An 18,046-nucleotide genomic window follows, 5' to 3' on the forward strand; every position below is an offset into this window, starting at 1 on the left:
TGCGAGCGATCAGTTCTCGATGGACAGCTTGAGTCGACGGCGGATGTCGGTGAGCTGGGCCGTGAGGCTCGCGGGTAAGCGGTCGCCGAAGGTCGCAAAGAACTGTTCGGTCGCATCGAGCTCGGCGAACCATGCGTCCGGGTCCACGTCAAAGAGTTGGGTGAGGTCGCGGTGAGTGACATTGATTCCGTCGACGTTGAGTCCGCCGTCGACTGGCTTCCAGCCCAGCGGTGTGTCCAGTGCCGCAGCTCGCCCATCGACCCGGTCGAGAATCCATTCGAGCACCCGGGAGTTCTCCGCAAAACCGGGCCAGAGGAATGATCCGTCCGCCCCCTTGCGGAACCAGTTCACCTGGAAGATCTTCGGGGCCTGAGTGCCGAGCGTCTCGCCGATCTCCAGCCAGTGCGACCAGTAGTCCGCCATGTTGTAACCGCAGAACGGCATCATGGCAAAGGGGTCGCGTCTCAGTTCGCCGACGGTGCCTTCCGCGGCTGCGGTGCGCTCTGACGAGACCGTCGCCCCGACGAAAACTCCGTGCTCCCAGCCACGAGCTTCGGTCACCAGCGGCACATTCGTCGCACGACGTCCACCGAAGATGATCGCGTCGATCACCACGCCCTCCGGATCCTGCCAGTCATCGGCGATGGCTGGGCACTGGGCGGCAGCAACGGTGAACCGGGAATTCGGGTGGGCGGCTGTGGATCCGGATGTCGAACTCCAGGCGTTTCCCTGCCAGTCGGTCAGATTGTCGGGGGCCTTCTCGCTCAGCCCCTCCCACCACACATCGCCGTCTTCGCGCAGGGCAACATTGGTGAAAATGGTGTTGCCCCAGAGGGTGTCGATGGCGGTCGCATTGGTGGAGCGCCCGGTGCCGGGAGCGACGCCGAAGAAACCGGCCTCTGGATTGATCGCGCGGAGGCGGCCGTCAGGACCGGGACGCAGCCAGGCGATGTCGTCCCCGATGGTTTCCACCTTCCAGCCGGGGATGGAGGGTCTCAGCATGGCGAGGTTGGTCTTGCCGCAGGCAGACGGGAACGCGGCTGCGATGTGGAACACCTTGCCGCGCGTATTGGTGATTTTGAGGATCAGCATGTGCTCGGCAAGCCACCCCTCGTCGCGGGCGAGCACCGAGGCGATGCGCAGGGCAAAGGACTTCTTCGCAAGGAGCGCGTTTCCGCCGTATGCCGATCCGTACGACCAGATCTCGCGGGTCTCCGGAAAGTGCGAAATGTACTTCGTTTCGTTGCATGGCCACGGCACGTCCTTCGCGCCATTCACCAGCGGGGCACCGACGCTGTGTACAGCGGGAACCCACTCGGTGTCGGGGCCGATGAGGGAAAGAGCGTCGGCTCCCATGCGAGTCATGATGCGGGTGCTGACCACCACATAGGGAGAGTCGGTGACCTGCACGCCGAGTTTGGCGAGGGGGCTTCCGAGCGGTCCCATCGAAAAGGGCACGACGTACATCGTGCGACCGCGCATACTCCCGGCGAACAGCGTTGAGAGAGTGCCGCGCATTTCGGCCGGTTCGCGCCAGTTATTGGTGGGGCCGGCGGCGTCCTCGGATTCGGAGCAGATAAAAGTGCGGGCCTCGACCCGCGCGACGTCGCTCGGATCGCTCCGGGCGAGGAAACTGTTGGGGCGGTGCTCGGCGTTAAGGCGCAACAACGTACCGGAGTCGACCATCATGCGGGTCAACCTGTCGTTCTCAGCGAGAGAACCGTCGCACCAGACGACCGCGTCTGGAGTAGTGAGGGAGGCGATTGATGCGACCCACGCGACGATGTGCGGGTCGGCGTTCTTCGGCGCGGTGCCCGCGGCATCCGGGGTGCTCGAGCTGTTAGTCAGTCGTGCTGATGTGATGGTCATGTCGCGTCCGTTTCGTCTGGATCCGGATGGTTCGTCTGGATCTGGATAGTTCGTCTGGATCACACTGATGCGTGCCGTAATTTCTGGCTCCCCTCAAGATTGCGCGACTTTCTGCATGATTTCCAGGAAACCGACTGGTAAAAATAGTGATTCTTTCACTATTGTCAAATGTATGACCGATCTCGCGACGCTGGGCCAGCGCATCCGACATTCTCGCAACGAGGCCGGGCTCACCCTCGACCAACTCGGGGAGCGGGTCGGCATTGCCGGCAGCCAGCTTTCCCTGATGGAGAACGGGAGACGCGAACCCCGGCTCTCCCTGCTGCAGGGGATCGCGGCCACCATTGGTATCCCGGTGTCGCAGTTGCTCGATGACACACCTCCCACTGCGCGTGCGGCCCTCGAAATCGAACTTGACCGGATGCAGAAGGCCGCCGTCTACCAGGGGCTCGGGCTTCCGGCGATCCGTCCGTCGCGTGCGATGCCCGAGGAGACCCTCGAGTCGCTCGTCGGGCTGCACCGCGAACTCGCCCGTCGGGCACGGGAGGCGATTGCGACTCCAGAGGAGGCCCGACGCGCCAACACCGAGCTGCGTCAGCACATGCGCACCCAAGACAACTATCTGCCCGCGATCGAGGACCTCGCCGAGGAGGCGGTGCGAGGCGTCGGCTACGTCGGGGGAGCCCTCACACACCGGGCCGTGAACCTGATGGCGAAGAAGCTCGGCTTCGAGTTGATCTTTGTTCATGATCTTCCCCACTCGACCCGATCGGTCATCGACCTCGCGAACGGGCGAATTTACCTGCCGCCCGCATCGATCCCGGGTGGTCATGGTCTGCGCTCGATGGCGCTCCAGGCGATCGCACACCGCCTGCTCGAGCACACGCAACCGGAGAGCTACGCGGAGTTCCTGCACCAGCGGTTGGAGATCAATTATTTTGCTGCGGCCTGTCTCATGCCCCTCACACAGTCGGTGGAGTTCCTCAACCGGTCGAAGGCGGAGCGCAACCTCGCAGTCGAGGATTTTCGTGATGCCTTCGGCGTCACTCATGAGGCGGCGGCCCTGCGGTTCACCAACCTGGCAACCAAGCACCTCGGCATGCCCGTGCACTTCCTGCGGGTGGGCGAAGATGGCGCGCTTTACAAGGGCTATGAGAACGATGGAGTCCAACTGCCGACGGATGTCACCGGCTCAACCGAGGGTCAACTGGTCTGCCGCCAGTGGAGCGCCCGCACCGCGTTTTGGCGGCCAAACCGCACGAACGAGTTCTACCAGTACACCGACACTCCGACCGGAACCTACTGGTGCTCGACCCAGACCGGTACCTCAAGCAACGAAGAGTTCTCCATCACTGTCGGTGTGCCATTCGCCGATGCAAAGTGGTTTCGCGGGCGCGATACGCCCAATCGGGTGACCTCGCGCTGCCCCGATGCGAGCTGCTGTCGTCGACCCGACACCGAGCTGTCGAAGCGCTGGGCGCACAAGGCCTGGCCGAGTGCAAAACTGCACGCGCACATCCTCGCTCCGCTGCCGTCGGGTACCTTCCCCGGCGTGGATGACACGGAGCTCTACGTTTTCCTCGAGGCGCATTCGGGGGAGTGATACGCCCCGAGGCATCCGACCCGTCAGCTGTCAGGGGTCAACTTCGCATGTTTGTGGGGAGTGTCTACCTGCGAAGTTGACCCGTCACAGGGGAGCGGATGCGGCGGCAGCCGCGGCAGCACGCAGCCATCGAATGGGATCAGCCATCGCGGCATCCGCTGAGCCTGCGAGATCCGCGAGACTCGTGGCGCTCACGGGCCTACCATCGGACCCGAGGGGCATCTGAGCCAGCTGGCCAGCGATGACGGTGACCGGCACACAATGCTTGCCCGCGAGATCGATGAGTGTGCCGACGATCTTGCCTGTGCGCGATGTCGCGTCGAAGCGTCCCTCGCCGGTGATGACCAGATCCGCTCGGGCGACCGCCGCCTCTACGCCCGTGAGGGCGCTGAGGTAGTCGGCACCGGGTTGGATAAGTGCGCCCCAGGCGGCAACGAATCCGTAGCCTGCGCCCCCGGCCGCTCCCATCCCCGGCAGGCTCACCTCGCCACCGAGCAGTGCAGCGAACCGGGTGAGACTGGTGTCGAGAAGCGTTATATCGGCGGGTGTTGCGCCCTTCTGCGGCCCGAAGACCGCCGCGGCTCCGGTCGAGCCGAGCAGGGGGGCAGCGACATCCGTCAGCAGGGTGACCCCACCAGACGGTGGTGCGATGAGCTGCGATCGGTCGAGGTACCTGAGTTCTCCGAGAGCACCACCGCCCGCAGTGAGGCTGGCGTTTCCGCGCAGACCGAGGGCGGCGAGCGCACCGGCCGCGCCATCGGTCGACGCGGATCCGCCAAGCCCAATCACCAGCCTGGATGCTCCTGCGATCAGCGCGTGGCGGATCACCTCCCCGAGTCCCACGGTCGATGCTCCAAGCGGATCCAGACGTGCTGCGAGCGGGAGACCGCACATCTGGGCAAGCTCAACCACCGCCGTGCCATCCGGCAGCACGAGCCAGGCGCCGGGTGTCGGGGTGCCATCCGGACCGGTCACGGACCCGGCAGCACGCCTCACTGATCCAGCTACAGCCGCCTCGATCGCATCGAGAGTGCCCTCGCCGCCGTCCGCCTGGGGAATAAGCGTAAGCACATCGTGCGGCCGCACCGATGACCAACCGGCCGCGATTGCTTCGGCGACTCGATACGCCGGGAGTGAGCCCTTGAACGAGTCGGGTGCGATCACAATCTGCAGGGGAACGCTCACACGCACACCCCGATGCTCACGGGTGCACCGGGCTGTCGCACCCGGCAGTGCAGCCAGCCGCTAACGGTGCGCCCCACAGCGACGAACGGCCAGCAGGGTCAACGACCGCGCTACCGCGAAGAGCTCCGTCAACTCCACTTGCTCGCGAGGAGCATGTGCAAAGTTGACGTCTCCCGGACCATAGTGAAGGGTCGGGATGCCCCCGATTCCCGAATACAGTCGCAGGTCGCTTCCATAGGGAGCAGCCGTGCGCTCGGGTACCGGACCACCGCGAAGACTCGTTATCGCATCCGATATCTCGTCGATGAAGGCGTGATCGTCATCGATGCGCCCGCTCGCGAATTGGCCACCGGGCCAGGTGACCGTCGCCGGATGATCCCGAAGCCACGGATCCGCCGCGCAGGCGTTCGCGATCGCCCGCTCGAAGCTTGCCCGGGCATCCGCTGGTTCCTCGTCGATGATCACACCGAGGCGTCCCTCCGCGACGAGCAGGTCGGGAACACTCGAGGCCCAATCGCCGGCCCTGATACGCCCGATGGAGATCGGATAGGGCAGTGCCGTCGTGAGGAACCGCGGATCCGGCCGGGTATTTCGGTCCGCCTCCAGCGCGGCGATCGCCCGGTTCAACGGCAGGAACGCGTCGAAGGCGCTCAGTCCCTGCAACCGGGTGCTGCCGTGTGCTGCCAACCCCGGAACCGAGATCGCAAACGTGAGGGCTCCGGCGCAGGCCGTGACGATGCGATTGCTCGTCGGTTCGGTGATCACAGCGACCTCGCCACCGTGACCCCGCACCATGGTGCCGAACGCGCCGAGTCCACCGTCTTCTTCGCTGATGACCGAATGGATAGCCAACGGACGTTCGAGGACCACACCGGATGCCCGGATCGCCTGTATCACCGCCAGATTCGCGACGACGCCCGCCTTCATGTCGCACGCCCCGCGCCCGTGAACTGCGCCTGCCCGAATCACTCCGCTGAACGGATCGCCGTCGTGCCACCGCTCGACATCACCGGTCGGAACCACATCGACATGCCCCTGCAACACCAGCGCGGGGTACCCGGGGCCCGTCATCCCGACCACTCCGTAGCCTTCACTTCGGCCGGTCTCTTCGCCGGGAAACCGGTGGTCGGCTCGCAGCGCAGCCAGGTCGAACTTCCAGGTGTCGACGTCGAGGCCGGCGGCATCCAGCATCTTCGCGTGGGCGTGCTGCAAGTCGGACTCGGCATCCGTCCCGGTCACACTCGGCACCCGAATGACGGCGACGAGACTCTCGACGAGCTGTTGTTCGTCGATGTGCTCGAGTACGTGGTGTTCCAGGTCTGAGAGGGGCATGACCTCACTGTGGCACGTTCGGGTCGCGGATGACGTCGCCCGGCCTGTCACGCGAGGGTGCACGCCCGCTCTCCACCCCAGTCCCGTGTGTTGCTTCGTCAGCATTGTTTGACGCGGAAATCACGCGAGCGCAACAGACCGAAGCGTGTGGAATTGACTGCGGCACACCCGCTCGAATAGGGCTGGCTGCGACACAGGGCACACCTCGGCGGCACGGGCAAAGTGACGCTCGTGAGAGGGGATGACCAGCTACTCGAATTGGCGATACGACATCACATTGGTCCACCCCACCAGCCGCAGGTGCGCCATCCGCGTGCCAATGCCGCACCGCGCAGCGCGCCGCTAGAGTCTAAGAACGACCAGCGATGCAGCTGCCCAGCGTTTAGTGCGCGGTTGCGCCGATCGCATGACGGAGGACACGCATCCTGATGAGCCTGCTAGACCGAGATCGTTCCATCGCCCGCCCGGGGTTCAACCGCTGGTTGATTCCGCCGGCCGCTCTGGCGGTTCACCTCTGTATCGGCCAGGTCTATGCGACCAGCGTCTACAAAACCGCACTGGTCGCGCATTTTCAGGTCAGCCTGGTGCAGATCGGATTGATTTTCTCGATCGCCATCGTGATGCTGGGGTTATCGGCCGCCATCATGGGCACCTGGGTAGATACCAACGGTCCACGCAAGGCCATGTTTGTCTCGGCACTGTTCTGGTCGGGAGGGTTCGTGCTCGGCGCGGTGGGTATCTTCAGCAATCAGCTCTGGTTGGTCTATCTCGGCTATGGATTCGTCGGTGGTATTGGACTTGGCATCGGCTATATCTCCCCGGTTTCCACCTTGATCAAATGGTTCCCGGATCGCCCGGGCATGGCGACCGGAATGGCCATCATGGGCTTCGGCGGTGGCGCCCTCATCGCGAGCCCCGTTTCCACCGCGCTCTTAAGTTTTTACGACCCGGCATCCGGCAGCGACGGCTGGGTTGCCAGCGGTGACTCCGTCGGCAAGCTCTTCCTCACCCTTGCGGTGGTTTATTTGGCGTATATGATGTTCGGAGCCTTCACTATCAGGGTTCCTGCCGCCGATTGGAAGCCGGCCGGTTTTGATCCGACGGAGATTACTGCAAGAGTTTTGGTCAGCAACAACCATGTGTCGGCCAGGAATGCCATTAAGACTCGCCAATTTTGGTTGGTGTGGGTCGTGCTCTTCTGCAACGTCACCGCGGGAATCGGCATTCTCGAGCAGGCCGCCCCCATGATTCAGGACTTCTTCCGCCAGCCCGGCGGTACTTCCCTCGTCACAGCCGTCGTCGCCGGTGGCTTTGTCGGGCTGCTGTCGATCGCCAACATGGGCGGCCGGTTCGTCTGGTCGGCTACGTCAGACTTCATCGGGCGCAAAAATGTCTACGTAATTTATCTGGGTATCGGCGGCGTGCTGTACGCCGTTTTGGCACTCCTGGGTGCGACCACGACGACCCTGTTCGTCGTCCTCGCCTTCGTCATCATCTCGTTCTACGGCGGCGGGTTCTCCACCGTTCCGGCATACCTGCGAGATCTGTTCGGCACGTTCCAGGTCGGCGCTATCCACGGTCGCTTACTGACGGCCTGGTCCGCTGCTGGGATTGCCGGCCCGCTCATCGTGAATTCGCTCCTGGATGCCCAGGGTGCGCCCGGTGATCTGACGGCGGCCGCGTACCAGCCCGCACTGATCACCATGGTCGGTCTGCTGCTGATCGGCTTCATCGCCAACCTGCTGGTGCGCCCGGTCAACGCGTCATTTCACGAACCCACCCCGGAGCCCGTGTCCGCCCGCTAGACCACGTTCGCACAATCTATTGGAGTCTTGGTATGAAGAGCATCAAGCTGGTCCTCGTCTGGGCACTCGTTGGAATTCCACTCGTCTACGCTGTCAGCCAAACGGTGGTTAAGGTGACAGCGTTATTCGGGTGAGATGCGTTGGCACGTGAGGATGGTGCCCCCAGGCAGATTCGAACTGCCGCCCCTGCCTCCGGAGGGCAGTGCTCTATCCCCTGAGCTATGGGGGCTCAAGTGCAGTCCTACGTTACCAGCCCGCTGCCAGCCGCACTGTCGGGGCGAAACGTAGGCTAACATCATGACCGATGTTTCTTGGCGCGAACGACTCCAGTCGTTGACCGTCTTCAGTGGACAATTGCCCACCTTCGATACGGATGCGGCCCCATCGGATCCGAATGAGCTGCTCACCGAATGGCTGGGCTTCGCACTGGAGAAGGAGGTGTCGCAGCCCCACGCCATGAGCATCGCCACCGTGAGCAGTGAGGGCGCGCCATCCACTCGCACTCTTCTACTCAAGGATGTGACGCCGGAAGGCCTGTGGTTCGCCAGCCTGTCGTCGAGTCCAAAGGGGCGCGATCTTGCGCATAACCCGCGAGCGGCACTGCTGCTGTATTGGCGGGAGCAGGGTCGACAGATCCGCGTGGTGGGGGATGCGGAGCCGGGATCCCGCGAGCTCGCCAGAATCGACTTCCTGAAGCGCCATCCCAATGCACGGGCGATTGCCGCGGGCGGGCAGCAGAGCGAACCGCTGCCGGCGTCGGATGATGACTATCTTTCTGCGGTTGGTGCCGCTCGCGAGCGCATCGACGCCGATCCCGACTATGTGCCCGACGAATGGCAGGCCTACCTGCTGCGACCGGTGGAGTTCGAGTTCTGGCAGGCCGACCGCACACGCGACCAGTTGCGGCTGCGGTATCGGCTCGACGGCGACGTCTGGGTTCGCGACCTACTCTGGCCGTAGGGAAGGCAGGGCGTCACAAGAGTTGGTCATAGCGAGGGCTGCCGGGGCGAGAACTGTCGTAGTGAGAGCTGTCCGCAGCGGTTCTGGTTGCTGGGGCTGAGAGTGCCGGGCGGGATTGGCCCTTGCCAAACCGGGTCAGTTCGGACAATCCGGGCTGGCATGCTGGCCCCGATTGTCCGAACTGACCCGCTCTGGGGCGCTGTGACCCGGGACTGCGGGGGCGCTGTGACCCGGGACTGCGAGGCACCGCGACGAATGAAACATCCGCGCAGCAGGCCCATGGCAGGATCGTCGCATGCTCCGTACCGTCGCCGCTCATCTCGAACTCGACATCGCTGGCCGCACTTCGATGGTGGTGAATCTCGCTGTCGCTCGCGGTGTCACCCTCGCTGTCGCTCGCGGTGTCACCCTCGCATCGGAGCGCCTTGACATCAGCCTCGATGGCGTCACGCATAGCCCGCGGGAGCTCGTCGACCGCCACGGGTCCCGTCTGCACCAGCTGATCAGCGAAAAGGGTCGCATGACTATCGATTACACGGCGGAGGCGATCGGGCAAGCGCCGGCGGCACCGGCCGATGACCTGGACACCATCATCTATCTGCGCCCGAGCCGCTACTGCGAGTCCGACACGCTGCTGCCGACGGCGGCATCCGAGTTCCGCGGCCTCAGCGGGCTGGAGCTACTCACCGCTGTCAGCGCGTGGGTTCATGATCGCCTCTATTACGTTCCGGGATCGAGCCGGGTCACGGATGGCGCGGTCGGCACCCTTCTCGCGCGGCAGGGTGTGTGCCGGGACTACGCCCACCTCGTGATCGCACTGCTGCGCGCCGTCAACGTGCCCGCCCGGATGGCGGCCGTCCACGCGCCAGGGCTTAGCCCGATGGACTTCCACGCTGTAGCCGAGGCACTCGTCGACGGTAGCTGGCATGTGGTGGATGCCACCGAACTTGCTCCGCGCCAGAGTCTGCTGCGCATCTCCACCGGCCGGGACGCTGCGGATATCGCCTTCCTCACCAACCACTGGGCCAACCTCACGCTGCTCGACCTGCAGGTGCGTGCAATCGTGGACAAACTGCCGACGGACGACTTCCGCCAGCAGGTGCAGTTGCGCTGAGCGCTACTTCCGCGTCCTGCTTCCGCGTCGTACTACTGCGTCTTACTTGAGAGCGCGAAGTGCCGTCGTGACCAGATCCTTCGCATCGGTGGCCGACCCAAAGTAAACGGATGTCGCGACCAGCCAGTACGCACCGGTGAACACGTCGATACGCCCGACTGCACCGCTGGATGAGGAGTCGCTGGATGAGAAGTAGGCCGCATCGCCGAGGCCCGGTGTTGCAGTGCCCGTCGCGACTTTCGACCTGAGCGACGCGAATTCCGTAGCAGCAGGGCGGGCGACCGCGATGGTGAAGGTTTCCTTGCTGGTTTGATTGCGCCAGGTGCACGCGGTACCCCGTTCGGCGACCGCGGTTGCCGCGGCGGTGCCCGATTTCGGTGTGAATGAGCTGTCGAGCCCGAAGTTGGGGTTGAAATCGTAGACAGCCTGGGCCGACAGGAGCGTGCCGCAGGCGATCTTCGTTGGGGTAGCGCCAGCCACCGCCGAGGAGCTCGGCGACGGATTCGTGCTGGCTGCCGGTGAGGAACCGGACCCGGAGGTGTCGGAATCTGAGGAGTTGCTCGGGCGTTCGCTGGCAGGACTGCCCGGCTGCGACACGCATCCGGTGAGCGCGAGTGCCACTGTCGCAGCAAGCGAGACGGCGACCATAGTCACCCGCTGACGAGACTTTACGAATGTGTTCACGGCGTCACAGGTTCCCTTGATCGAATTACCCCAGTTTCGCCCAGTTCCCGTTCATCGCCCCGCGGGGCGCGCCCACAGGATGCCCCGATGGCGCCCGATAGAATCGGTGCTCGTGACTCCTGCCGATCTTTCCGCCCAACTGCTCAGCATCGTCACGGGCGCGCTGAAGCAACGGGGCGCGGATGTCTCGAGCCTGTCGCTCGATGACGTCAAGGTCGAGCGCCCCAAGAACCGTGATCACGGGGACTGGGCATCCAACATCGCTATGAAGCTCGCGAAGCAGGTCGGTACGAACCCGCGGGAGCTCGCTCTCGAGCTTGCCGAGGGCATCCGCTCGATCGAGGGCGTGTCGGCGGTGGATGTCGCTGGCCCCGGTTTCATCAACATCAGCCTGGACGCCGCGGCGGCCGGTGCTCTCGCAAAAACAATCGTGCTGCAGGGCATTGCCTACGGCAACGGCACCTTCTATGACGGGGTGAAGATCAACCTCGAGTTCGTTTCGGCCAACCCCACCGGGCCGATCCACCTCGGGGGAGTGCGCTGGGCGGCCGTCGGCGACAGCCTTGCTCGCATTTTCGCGGCTGAGGGTGCCCTCGTCACCCGCGAGTACTACTTCAATGACCACGGGAGCCAGATCGATCGCTTCGCGCGGAGTCTGTTGGCGAGCCATCTCGGTGAGCCGACGCCTGACGACGGCTATGGGGGACAGTACATCTCGGATATTGCCGCCCGGGTCGTCGAGATCGCTCCAGGTGACCTCGCCACCCTGTCGCGCGAGGGGCAGCAGGAGACGTTCCGCGCCATCGGCGTTGACCTCATGTTCGGTGACATCAAGACGAGCCTCCACCACTTCGGGGTCGATTTTGACGTCTACTTTCACGAGAACACCCTGCACGAGAACGGTGATGTCGAGAAGGCGATCGCGCGGCTCAGCGACCTGGGTCACATCTACCAGGCCGAGGGCGCAACCTGGCTGCGCACTACACAATTCGGCGACGATAAAGACCGGGTTGTGATCAAGAGCGACGGCGAGGGTGCCTATATCTCGGGTGACCTCGCCTACTACCTCAACAAGCGCGAACGTGGGTTCGAGCGAAACCTGATCATGCTCGGAGCCGATCACCACGGCTATGTGCAGCGACTGATGGCGATGACAGCCGCCTTCGGCGACACTCCCCGGGTGAACCTCGAGATTCTCATCGGCCAGATGGTCAACCTGATTCGGGACGGCAAACCGCACCGCATGAGCAAGCGCAACGGCACCGTTGTCGTGCTCGAAGACTTGGTCGATGCCGTGGGAGTGGATGCGGCGCGCTACTCGCTCGTGCGCTCATCGAGCGATTCGCAGCTCGATATCGATCTTGATCTGCTCACCAAGCGCACCAATGACAACCCGGTCTTCTATGTGCAGTACGCGCACGCTCGCACGCAGTCGGTCGCCCGCAATGCGGCGGACAGCGGGGTGGATCGCAGCGCCTTCGATTCCTCCGTTCTCACCCATGAGACCGAGAGCAGCCTGCTCGGGATCCTCGCCGAGTTTCCTCGCGTCGTCACCCAGGCTGCGGAATTGCGTGAGCCACACCGTGTGGCACGGTATGCCGAGGAGCTCGCTGGCGCCTATCACCGTTGGTATGACAACTGCCGAGTTACGCCTCTCGGCGACGAGCCGGTCACCGACGTGCACCGCACCCGGCTCTGGCTCAACGACGCCACCGGCACCGTGTTGCGCAACGCACTCGGTCTTCTTGGCGTTTCGGCGCCGGAGCGGATGTAGCGCGTGGCACGACAGGACGACAACCAATTCAACTGGAACCTGGGTGGTTCGGGTCGGCAGTATTCGAACGGTGCGGATTCGAACGGTGCGGAATCGAACGACGCAGGGCTAGACGGCTCGGATTCCGGCCCGTTGTTTGTCGAGACCGAGATCCGTCGCAAACGCGGTCGCGGCTGGATCGGGCTCAGCGTCTTCCTCGTGATCCTGATCGCGATAATCGTCGCCCTCGACAACGGAGCGCGCTGGTATGTCGGCAATCTGATCAAGACGACGGCGCGAAGCTCGCTCTCGCTTGCGGCCTCGACACCGGTAACGGTGAAGATCGGCGGCACATCGGTGCTCTACCAGGCGGCGACCGGCCGTTTCGAGCGAGTAGACGTCACGATCGATTCACTGGGCCTCGGCGACCTCAGTGGGAAAGCCACTCTCACCGCCATCGGTGTTCCGCTCACCAGGTCGAAGCCGATCGAGAGCGCTCGGGTGGTGTTCGCGGCCTCTGCGGATGAGCTGAAGAAGCTGCTGGCCGGCTTTACCGGACCCGCGATCAGCTCGGTGAAAATAGTCTCCGGCGCCGTGCAGCTCGGCACCGCGATCAGCGCTCTGGGCGTCAGCGTTCCCGTGCTGGTCGATTTTGTGCCCTCGGCCATTGACGGCCAGTTGGCGTTGACGCCGGTGTCACTCGTCGTCAACGGGGCACCGATGACCCCGGCCGCGCTCCGCGCCACTTTCGGCGCCATTGCGGAACCACTATTGGCGACCCAGAAGGTGTGCGTGGCCAAATACCTGCCGAAGCAACTGCCACTCGACTCGGTGACCATGGCGGGATCCTCACTGCAACTCGCGGTATCCGGTCGGTCGGTGCTGCTCAGTACCGCGCTTCTGACGTCCAAGGGTGTCTGCCCGTGATCGCAAATCCGCTTGCCCCTGCGTGGCTCCAGCCTCCCGCCGACGCGAATCTGTTGCCTGTGACGGTGTGGTCACACAATGCCGCGCGCGCCGCATCCGGGATGCTCGAGGTGGCCGGGGTTGCGGCATCCGCCCTTGCCGCCGAATTCGGCACCCCGCTCTATGTGGTGGATGAAGAGGATGTCCGAGCCCGCGCACTCGAAGCCCGGGAATGCTTCGATCGGGAGTTCGCGCTCGTGGGATCGGCCGCGAAGGTCTACTACGCCTGCAAGGCGTTCATGTCTGCCGAGGTCGCCCGCTGGGTGACCGAAGCCGGGCTGTATATCGACGTCTGCAGCAGCGGTGAGCTTGCGGTGGCACTGGCCGCTGGTGTGGATCCCTCTCGCATTGGGCTCCACGGCAACAACAAATCCCTGGCCGAGATCGACCGTGCCGTGCGTTCTGGCGTCGGCGTGCTCGTGGTCGACAGCCTGATCGAGATCGAGCGGATCGCGGATGCCGCCTCTCGCCACTCCCGGGTGCAGCCGGTGCGCCTCCGTCTCAACAGCGGGGTGCACGCTCACACCCACGAGTATCTTGCGACAGCACGCGAGGACCAGAAGTTCGGCATCACGATCGCCGATGCGCCGGCGGCGGTCGCACGCATCCGCTCGAGCGCTTCGCTGCGCTTTCTCGGGCTGCACTCCCATATCGGGTCGCAGATCTTTGAGTCCGAGGGCTTCGTCGAGTCCGCGAAGCGACTGCTCGCACTGCACGCCGAGCTACTCTCCGGTGGAGAGATCCCGGAGCTCAATCTCGGTGGTGGATTCGGAATCGCCTACACCTCGGTCGATACCGCCGTGCCGATCTCGGTGATCGCTGCGAGATTCGCTGCCATCGTCGCGTCGGAGTGTGCGCGACTCTCCATCCCGGTCCCCGTCGTCGCCGTCGAGCCGGGCCGATCGATCATCGGTCCGTCGACGTTCACTCTGTACGAGGTCGGCACGATCAAGGACGTCGAGGTGACCCTGCCAAATGAGGCCACCGCGATCCGCAGGTACGTCAGTGTCGACGGGGGGATGAGCGATAACATCCGCACCGCTCTCTATGCCGCCGACTACTCCGTACGCCTCGCCAACCGCGCGTCGACGGCAGAGCCCGCACTGGTGCGCGTCGCGGGCAAGCACTGCGAAAGTGGCGACATCGTGGTGCTCGCCGATTACCTGCCCGGGGATGTCGAGCCGGGAGACCTGCTCGCTGTGCCGGCCACCGGCGCATACTGCTGGGCAATGGCCAACAACTACAACTATCTCGCCCGTCCCGCGGTCGTCGCTGTGCGCAACGGTGTCGCTCGCCTGATCGTGCGCGGTGAGACCGAGGCCGACCTGCTGTCGCGAGATGCCGGAATACGGTCCACTGGAGTCACTGAAGCGATCAGCGTCACCGAACAAGGAGCACCATGATCGAATACCGCAACCTGCGAGTGGCCCTTCTCGGCGCCGGATCGGTGGGTGCCCAGGTCGCGGCACTGCTGCTCGAGCACGGCAGCGAACTCGCCAATCGCGCCGGTGCGGGACTCGAACTCGTCGGCGTTGCCGTGCGCGATCTCGGGGCAACTCGCACGCCTGAGATCCCGAAAGAACTTCTGACGACGGATGCCGAGTCGCTCATCCTCGGCGCGGACATCGTGATCGAGCTCATGGGCGGCCTCGAACCGGCACGCACGCTCATTCTGCAGGCACTCAACTCCGGGGCAGATGTCATCACCGGAAATAAGGCGCTGCTCGCGACCCACGGTCCGGAGCTCTTCGAGGCAGCGGAGCAGGTCGGCGCGCAGCTGTATTACGAGGCGGCCGTCGCGGGGGCGATCCCGATCATCCGTCCGCTGCGGGACAGTCTCGCCGGTGACCGGATCAAGCGCATCCTCGGCATCGTGAACGGCACGACCAACTTCATTCTCGATCGCATGGACACGGCGGGTGAGTCGCTCGAGGTGGCGCTCGCGACGGCAACCAAGCTCGGCTACGCAGAGAAGTCCGATCCCTCAGCAGACATCGAGGGCTACGACGCAGCCCAGAAGACGGCGATTCTCGCAAGCCTGGCATTCCACACCACCGTTCCGCTGGAGTCAGTGCACCGCGAGGGAATCACCGGTGTCACGCTCGAGCAAGTGCAGGCGGCGCAGAAGGCCGGTTACGTTGTCAAGTTGCTCGCCATCTGCGAGCGACTGACGGATATCGATGGCGTCGAGGGCGTGTCCGCCCGCGTCTACCCTGCGCTCGTTCCGCGCGATCATCCGCTTGCCTCCGTCCATGGAGCCAAGAATGCGGTCTTCATCGAGGCCGAAGCCGCGGGCGATCTGATGTTCTATGGCGCCGGTGCGGGCGGGATCGAAACTGCCTCCGCCGTGCTCGGCGACCTTGTTTCGGCTGCCCGACGCCACGTGATCGGCGGTCCGGGTGTCGCTGAGTCGACCCACGCAAACCTGCCGATCCTGCCGATTTCCCGAGTGATCACGCAGTACCAGATCACCGTCAGCGTCGTCGATGCTCCCGGCGTGCTCGCGGCCGTTGCCGCACTTTTCAGCGAGCACGGGGTTTCCGTCGAAACACTCACCCAGTCCGTCTATGGTGGCGGTAGCACCTCGACGCCCACCGCTACCCTTGTGATAGGCACACACGAGGCCTCCGAAGCCGATCTTGCAGCGACTGTTCTCGAACTCGAATCGAGCGATGTCGTTGTAAGTGTCACATCCGTACTGAGAGTAGAAGGTTCATAATGGCCCATCAGTGGCGCGGGGTTCTCCGCGAGTATGCAGACCGTCTCGACATCTCGGATGCAACCCCGATCATCACCCTCGGCGAGGGTGGTACGCCGCTCATCCCGGCACCGGCCCTTTCGGCGCGCACGGGCGCGAACGTCTGGGTGAAGTACGAGGGTATGAACCCGACAGGTTCATTCAAGGACCGCGGAATGACCATGGCGGTCTCGAAGGCCGTTGAACACGGCGCCAAAGCGGTCATTTGCGCCTCAACCGGAAACACCTCGGCTGCTGCCGCCGCCTACGCCAGCCATGCCGGAATCAAGGCCGCAGTACTCGTGCCGGAGGGCAAGATCGCGATGGGCAAACTCGCGCAGGCGATCGCGCACAACGCGGAGCTGCTCCAGATCCGCGGCAACTTCGACGACTGTCTCGAAATCGCCCGCGATCTCGCGGCGCATTACCCCGTGCACCTCGTCAACTCGGTGAACAACGACCGGATCGAGGGTCAAAAGACTGCTGCCTTCGAGGTGGTGGAGGTGCTCGGTGACGCCCCCGACATCCACATCGTGCCCATCGGGAACGCGGGAAATTACACCGCGTACTCCCGAGGCTACGGTGAGTCCCTCGCCCGCGGAGACTCGACGAAGCACCCGCGGATGTTTGGTTTCCAAGCTGAGGGGAGCGCCCCGATCGTGCACGGGAAGATCGTGCGCAATCCCGAGACCATTGCCAGCGCGATCCGCATCGGAAACCCGGCCTCGTGGGCGCTCGCTCTCACCGCTCGCGAGTTGACCAACGGGTACTTCGGAGCAATCTCCGACACGCACATCCTCGAGGCGTACCGGATCCTCTCGGCGGAGGTCGGAATTTTCGTGGAGCCAGCCTCGGCCATCAGTGTCGCCGGCTTGCTCGAGCGTGCCGCGGCGGGTCAGATCCCCAAGGGTTCGACCGTGGTGCTCACCGTCACCGGTCACGGCTTGAAAGACCCGCAATGGGCTCTCAAAACCGCGGATGGCTCGACCATCACGCCAACAGTGGTAGAGAACAATACTGACGAGGTGGCCGGCGTGCTCGGTCTCGCCAAAGTCAGCGTGTGAGCGCACTCGGTTCACTCGAGTGTCTCACCGGGCGTTCGGTGACCGTTCGCGTTCCCGCGACCACCGCCAATCTCGGACCGGGGTTCGACACCCTTGGGCTCGCGCTGTCTCTCTATGACGAGCTCACGGTGACGGTTCGGGATGCCCCGGGGGCGACGGTCGAGGTCATTGGAGTCGGCGCGGGTGAGGTCGCGACCGACGAAACCAATCTCGTGGTCACCGCAATCCGCTACACCTTTACCGCCTACTCGCAGCCGCTGCCTGGCCTCGACCTCGCGGCGCGCAACCACATCCCGCACGGGCGAGGGCTCGGGTCATCCGGTGCCGCCATCGTCTCGGGCATCATGGCCGCCAAGGGGCTGCTCGAGGGTATCGTGCACATCGATTCGAATGCGCTGCTCGCTCTCGCGACCGCGCTCGAGGGGCATCCGGATAACGTCGCACCCGCACTCTTCGGTGGTCTCACCATCGCTTGGACAACGGATGCCGGCCCGCAGCACAAGAAACTGATCGTGCACCGCGGGGTCTCACCGCTCATCGCGGTGCCAGAGTCGACGATGTCAACCGAGCTCGCGCGCAGCCTGCGGCCGGCCTCGGTGCCGCATGAAGATGCGATCTTCAATGTGTCGCGCTCCGCACTGCTGATTGCGGCGCTCATCCAGAGCCCCGAGCTCCTGCTCGCCGCTACAGAGGACAAGTTGCACCAGAGCTATCGCGCCGCAGCAATGCCGGAGACCGAGTCGCTCATTCTCGAACTGCGTTCGCACGGGCTTCCCGCAGTGGTGTCGGGGGCCGGTCCATCGATTCTGGTGCTCTGCAGCGACCCAGCCCAGCGACTCGTCGCCGCGAGCCTGATCGCGGCCCGTCGCGGCTCGCCGTGGCAGCCGCTTCTGCTGGCTGTGGACTTCAAAGGTGCTACTGTTACAGCGCACCCGGTAGAAAATTCGGCTTAACCGAAACCCCCGGGCAGCACT

At 64.3% G+C, this 18,046-nt stretch carries 14 protein-coding genes and 1 tRNA gene; 10 read left to right on the top strand and 5 right to left on the bottom strand.

Annotated elements, in window-relative coordinates:
- Positions 1 to 9: 9 nt before the first annotated feature.
- Entirely contained in the window at positions 10 to 1,869 is a 1,860-nt protein-coding gene (locus tag IWX88_RS06145; RefSeq protein ID WP_196828322.1) for a phosphoenolpyruvate carboxykinase (GTP), read from the bottom strand.
- A gap of 172 nt (positions 1,870 to 2,041) precedes the next feature.
- On the opposite strand from IWX88_RS06145, the gene IWX88_RS06150 reads away from it, so the two are divergent.
- Positions 2,042 to 3,472 carry an XRE family transcriptional regulator gene (locus tag IWX88_RS06150; RefSeq protein ID WP_196828324.1) on the top strand — a complete coding sequence of 477 codons (1,431 nt, stop codon included), beginning with the start codon at positions 2,042 to 2,044 and terminating at the stop codon, positions 3,470 to 3,472.
- Positions 3,473 to 3,556: 84 nt separating this feature from the next.
- On the opposite strand, the gene IWX88_RS06155 is transcribed toward IWX88_RS06150, so the two are convergent.
- Entirely contained in the window at positions 3,557 to 4,657 is a 1,101-nt protein-coding gene (locus IWX88_RS06155; protein ID WP_370568206.1) for a glycerate kinase, read from the bottom strand.
- Positions 4,658 to 4,717: 60 nt separating this feature from the next.
- The gene (locus IWX88_RS06160; RefSeq protein ID WP_196828326.1) at positions 4,718 to 5,989 is read right to left on the bottom strand and encodes an ArgE/DapE family deacylase; all 1,272 of its coding nucleotides are present in this window, start codon (positions 5,987 to 5,989) and stop codon (positions 4,718 to 4,720) included.
- 428 nt (positions 5,990 to 6,417) lie between these two features.
- Here IWX88_RS06160 and IWX88_RS06165 point away from each other — a divergent pair, with 428 nt between their 5' ends.
- The gene (locus IWX88_RS06165; protein ID WP_196828328.1) at positions 6,418 to 7,794 is read left to right on the top strand and encodes an OFA family MFS transporter; all 1,377 of its coding nucleotides are present in this window, start codon (positions 6,418 to 6,420) and stop codon (positions 7,792 to 7,794) included.
- Positions 7,795 to 7,948: 154 nt separating this feature from the next.
- Here IWX88_RS06165 and IWX88_RS06170 read toward each other — a convergent pair.
- Positions 7,949 to 8,023: transfer RNA gene (locus IWX88_RS06170), tRNA-Arg, on the bottom strand.
- Between the two features lie 68 nt (positions 8,024 to 8,091).
- Between IWX88_RS06170 and IWX88_RS06175 the strand changes: the two genes are divergently transcribed.
- Complete coding sequence (locus IWX88_RS06175) at positions 8,092 to 8,754, top strand: pyridoxal 5'-phosphate synthase (protein ID WP_196828331.1); 663 nt, start codon at positions 8,092 to 8,094, stop codon at positions 8,752 to 8,754.
- 295 nt (positions 8,755 to 9,049) lie between these two features.
- The gene (locus IWX88_RS06180; RefSeq protein ID WP_196828333.1) at positions 9,050 to 9,868 is read left to right on the top strand and encodes a transglutaminase family protein; all 819 of its coding nucleotides are present in this window, start codon (positions 9,050 to 9,052) and stop codon (positions 9,866 to 9,868) included.
- A 42-nt stretch (positions 9,869 to 9,910) separates the two neighbouring features.
- Here IWX88_RS06180 and IWX88_RS06185 read toward each other — a convergent pair whose 3' ends face one another.
- Positions 9,911 to 10,552 carry an arginyl-tRNA synthetase gene (locus tag IWX88_RS06185; RefSeq protein WP_196828335.1) on the bottom strand — a complete coding sequence of 214 codons (642 nt, stop codon included), beginning with the start codon at positions 10,550 to 10,552 and terminating at the stop codon, positions 9,911 to 9,913.
- Between the two features lie 112 nt (positions 10,553 to 10,664).
- Between IWX88_RS06185 and argS the strand changes: the two genes are divergently transcribed.
- From argS to thrB, 6 genes are read left to right on the top strand one after another with little or no spacing between them, the layout of a single operon-like run.
- Positions 10,665 to 12,326, top strand: a complete 1,662-nt coding sequence (gene argS, locus IWX88_RS06190; protein WP_370568207.1) for an arginine--tRNA ligase — start codon at positions 10,665 to 10,667, stop codon at positions 12,324 to 12,326.
- Positions 12,327 to 12,329: 3 nt separating this feature from the next.
- Complete coding sequence (locus tag IWX88_RS06195) at positions 12,330 to 13,232, top strand: DUF2993 domain-containing protein (RefSeq protein WP_196828339.1); 903 nt, start codon at positions 12,330 to 12,332, stop codon at positions 13,230 to 13,232.
- A complete protein-coding gene (gene lysA / locus IWX88_RS06200; RefSeq protein WP_196828341.1) occupies positions 13,229 to 14,674 on the top strand; it encodes a diaminopimelate decarboxylase in 1,446 nt (481 codons plus the stop codon). Before IWX88_RS06195 ends, lysA begins: the two co-directional genes overlap by 4 nt.
- Positions 14,671 to 15,990, top strand: coding sequence for a homoserine dehydrogenase (locus IWX88_RS06205; protein WP_196828344.1), 1,320 nt, complete (start codon positions 14,671 to 14,673; stop codon positions 15,988 to 15,990). The genes lysA and IWX88_RS06205 overlap by 4 nt, the downstream gene beginning before the upstream one ends.
- Complete coding sequence (thrC, locus tag IWX88_RS06210) at positions 15,990 to 17,072, top strand: threonine synthase (protein ID WP_196828346.1); 1,083 nt, start codon at positions 15,990 to 15,992, stop codon at positions 17,070 to 17,072. Before IWX88_RS06205 ends, thrC begins: the two co-directional genes overlap by 1 nt.
- Complete coding sequence (gene thrB / locus IWX88_RS06215) at positions 17,069 to 18,025, top strand: homoserine kinase (protein ID WP_196828348.1); 957 nt, start codon at positions 17,069 to 17,071, stop codon at positions 18,023 to 18,025. The genes thrC and thrB overlap by 4 nt, the downstream gene beginning before the upstream one ends.
- The last annotated feature ends 21 nt before the right edge of the window (positions 18,026 to 18,046 follow it).

The sequence above is a fragment of the Frigoribacterium sp. CG_9.8 genome (assembly GCF_015751965.1).
Lineage (GTDB): Bacteria > Actinomycetota > Actinomycetes > Actinomycetales > Microbacteriaceae > Lacisediminihabitans.

Bases quoted from the DNA above. Each gene is read 5' to 3' on its own strand.
- IWX88_RS06175 (WP_196828331.1), top strand. From the start codon at position 8,092: ATGACCGATGTTTCTTGGCGCGAACGACTCCAGTCGTTGACCGTCTTC.
- IWX88_RS06145 (WP_196828322.1), bottom strand. From the start codon at position 1,869: ATGACCATCACATCAGCACGACTGACTAACAGCTCGAGCACCCCGGAT.
- IWX88_RS06180 (WP_196828333.1), top strand. From the start codon at position 9,050: ATGCTCCGTACCGTCGCCGCTCATCTCGAACTCGACATCGCTGGCCGC.
- IWX88_RS06165 (WP_196828328.1), top strand. From the start codon at position 6,418: ATGAGCCTGCTAGACCGAGATCGTTCCATCGCCCGCCCGGGGTTCAAC.
- IWX88_RS06150 (WP_196828324.1), top strand. From the start codon at position 2,042: ATGACCGATCTCGCGACGCTGGGCCAGCGCATCCGACATTCTCGCAAC.
- IWX88_RS06160 (WP_196828326.1), bottom strand. From the start codon at position 5,989: ATGCCCCTCTCAGACCTGGAACACCACGTACTCGAGCACATCGACGAA.
- thrC (WP_196828346.1), top strand. From the start codon at position 15,990: ATGGCCCATCAGTGGCGCGGGGTTCTCCGCGAGTATGCAGACCGTCTC.
- IWX88_RS06205 (WP_196828344.1), top strand. From the start codon at position 14,671: ATGATCGAATACCGCAACCTGCGAGTGGCCCTTCTCGGCGCCGGATCG.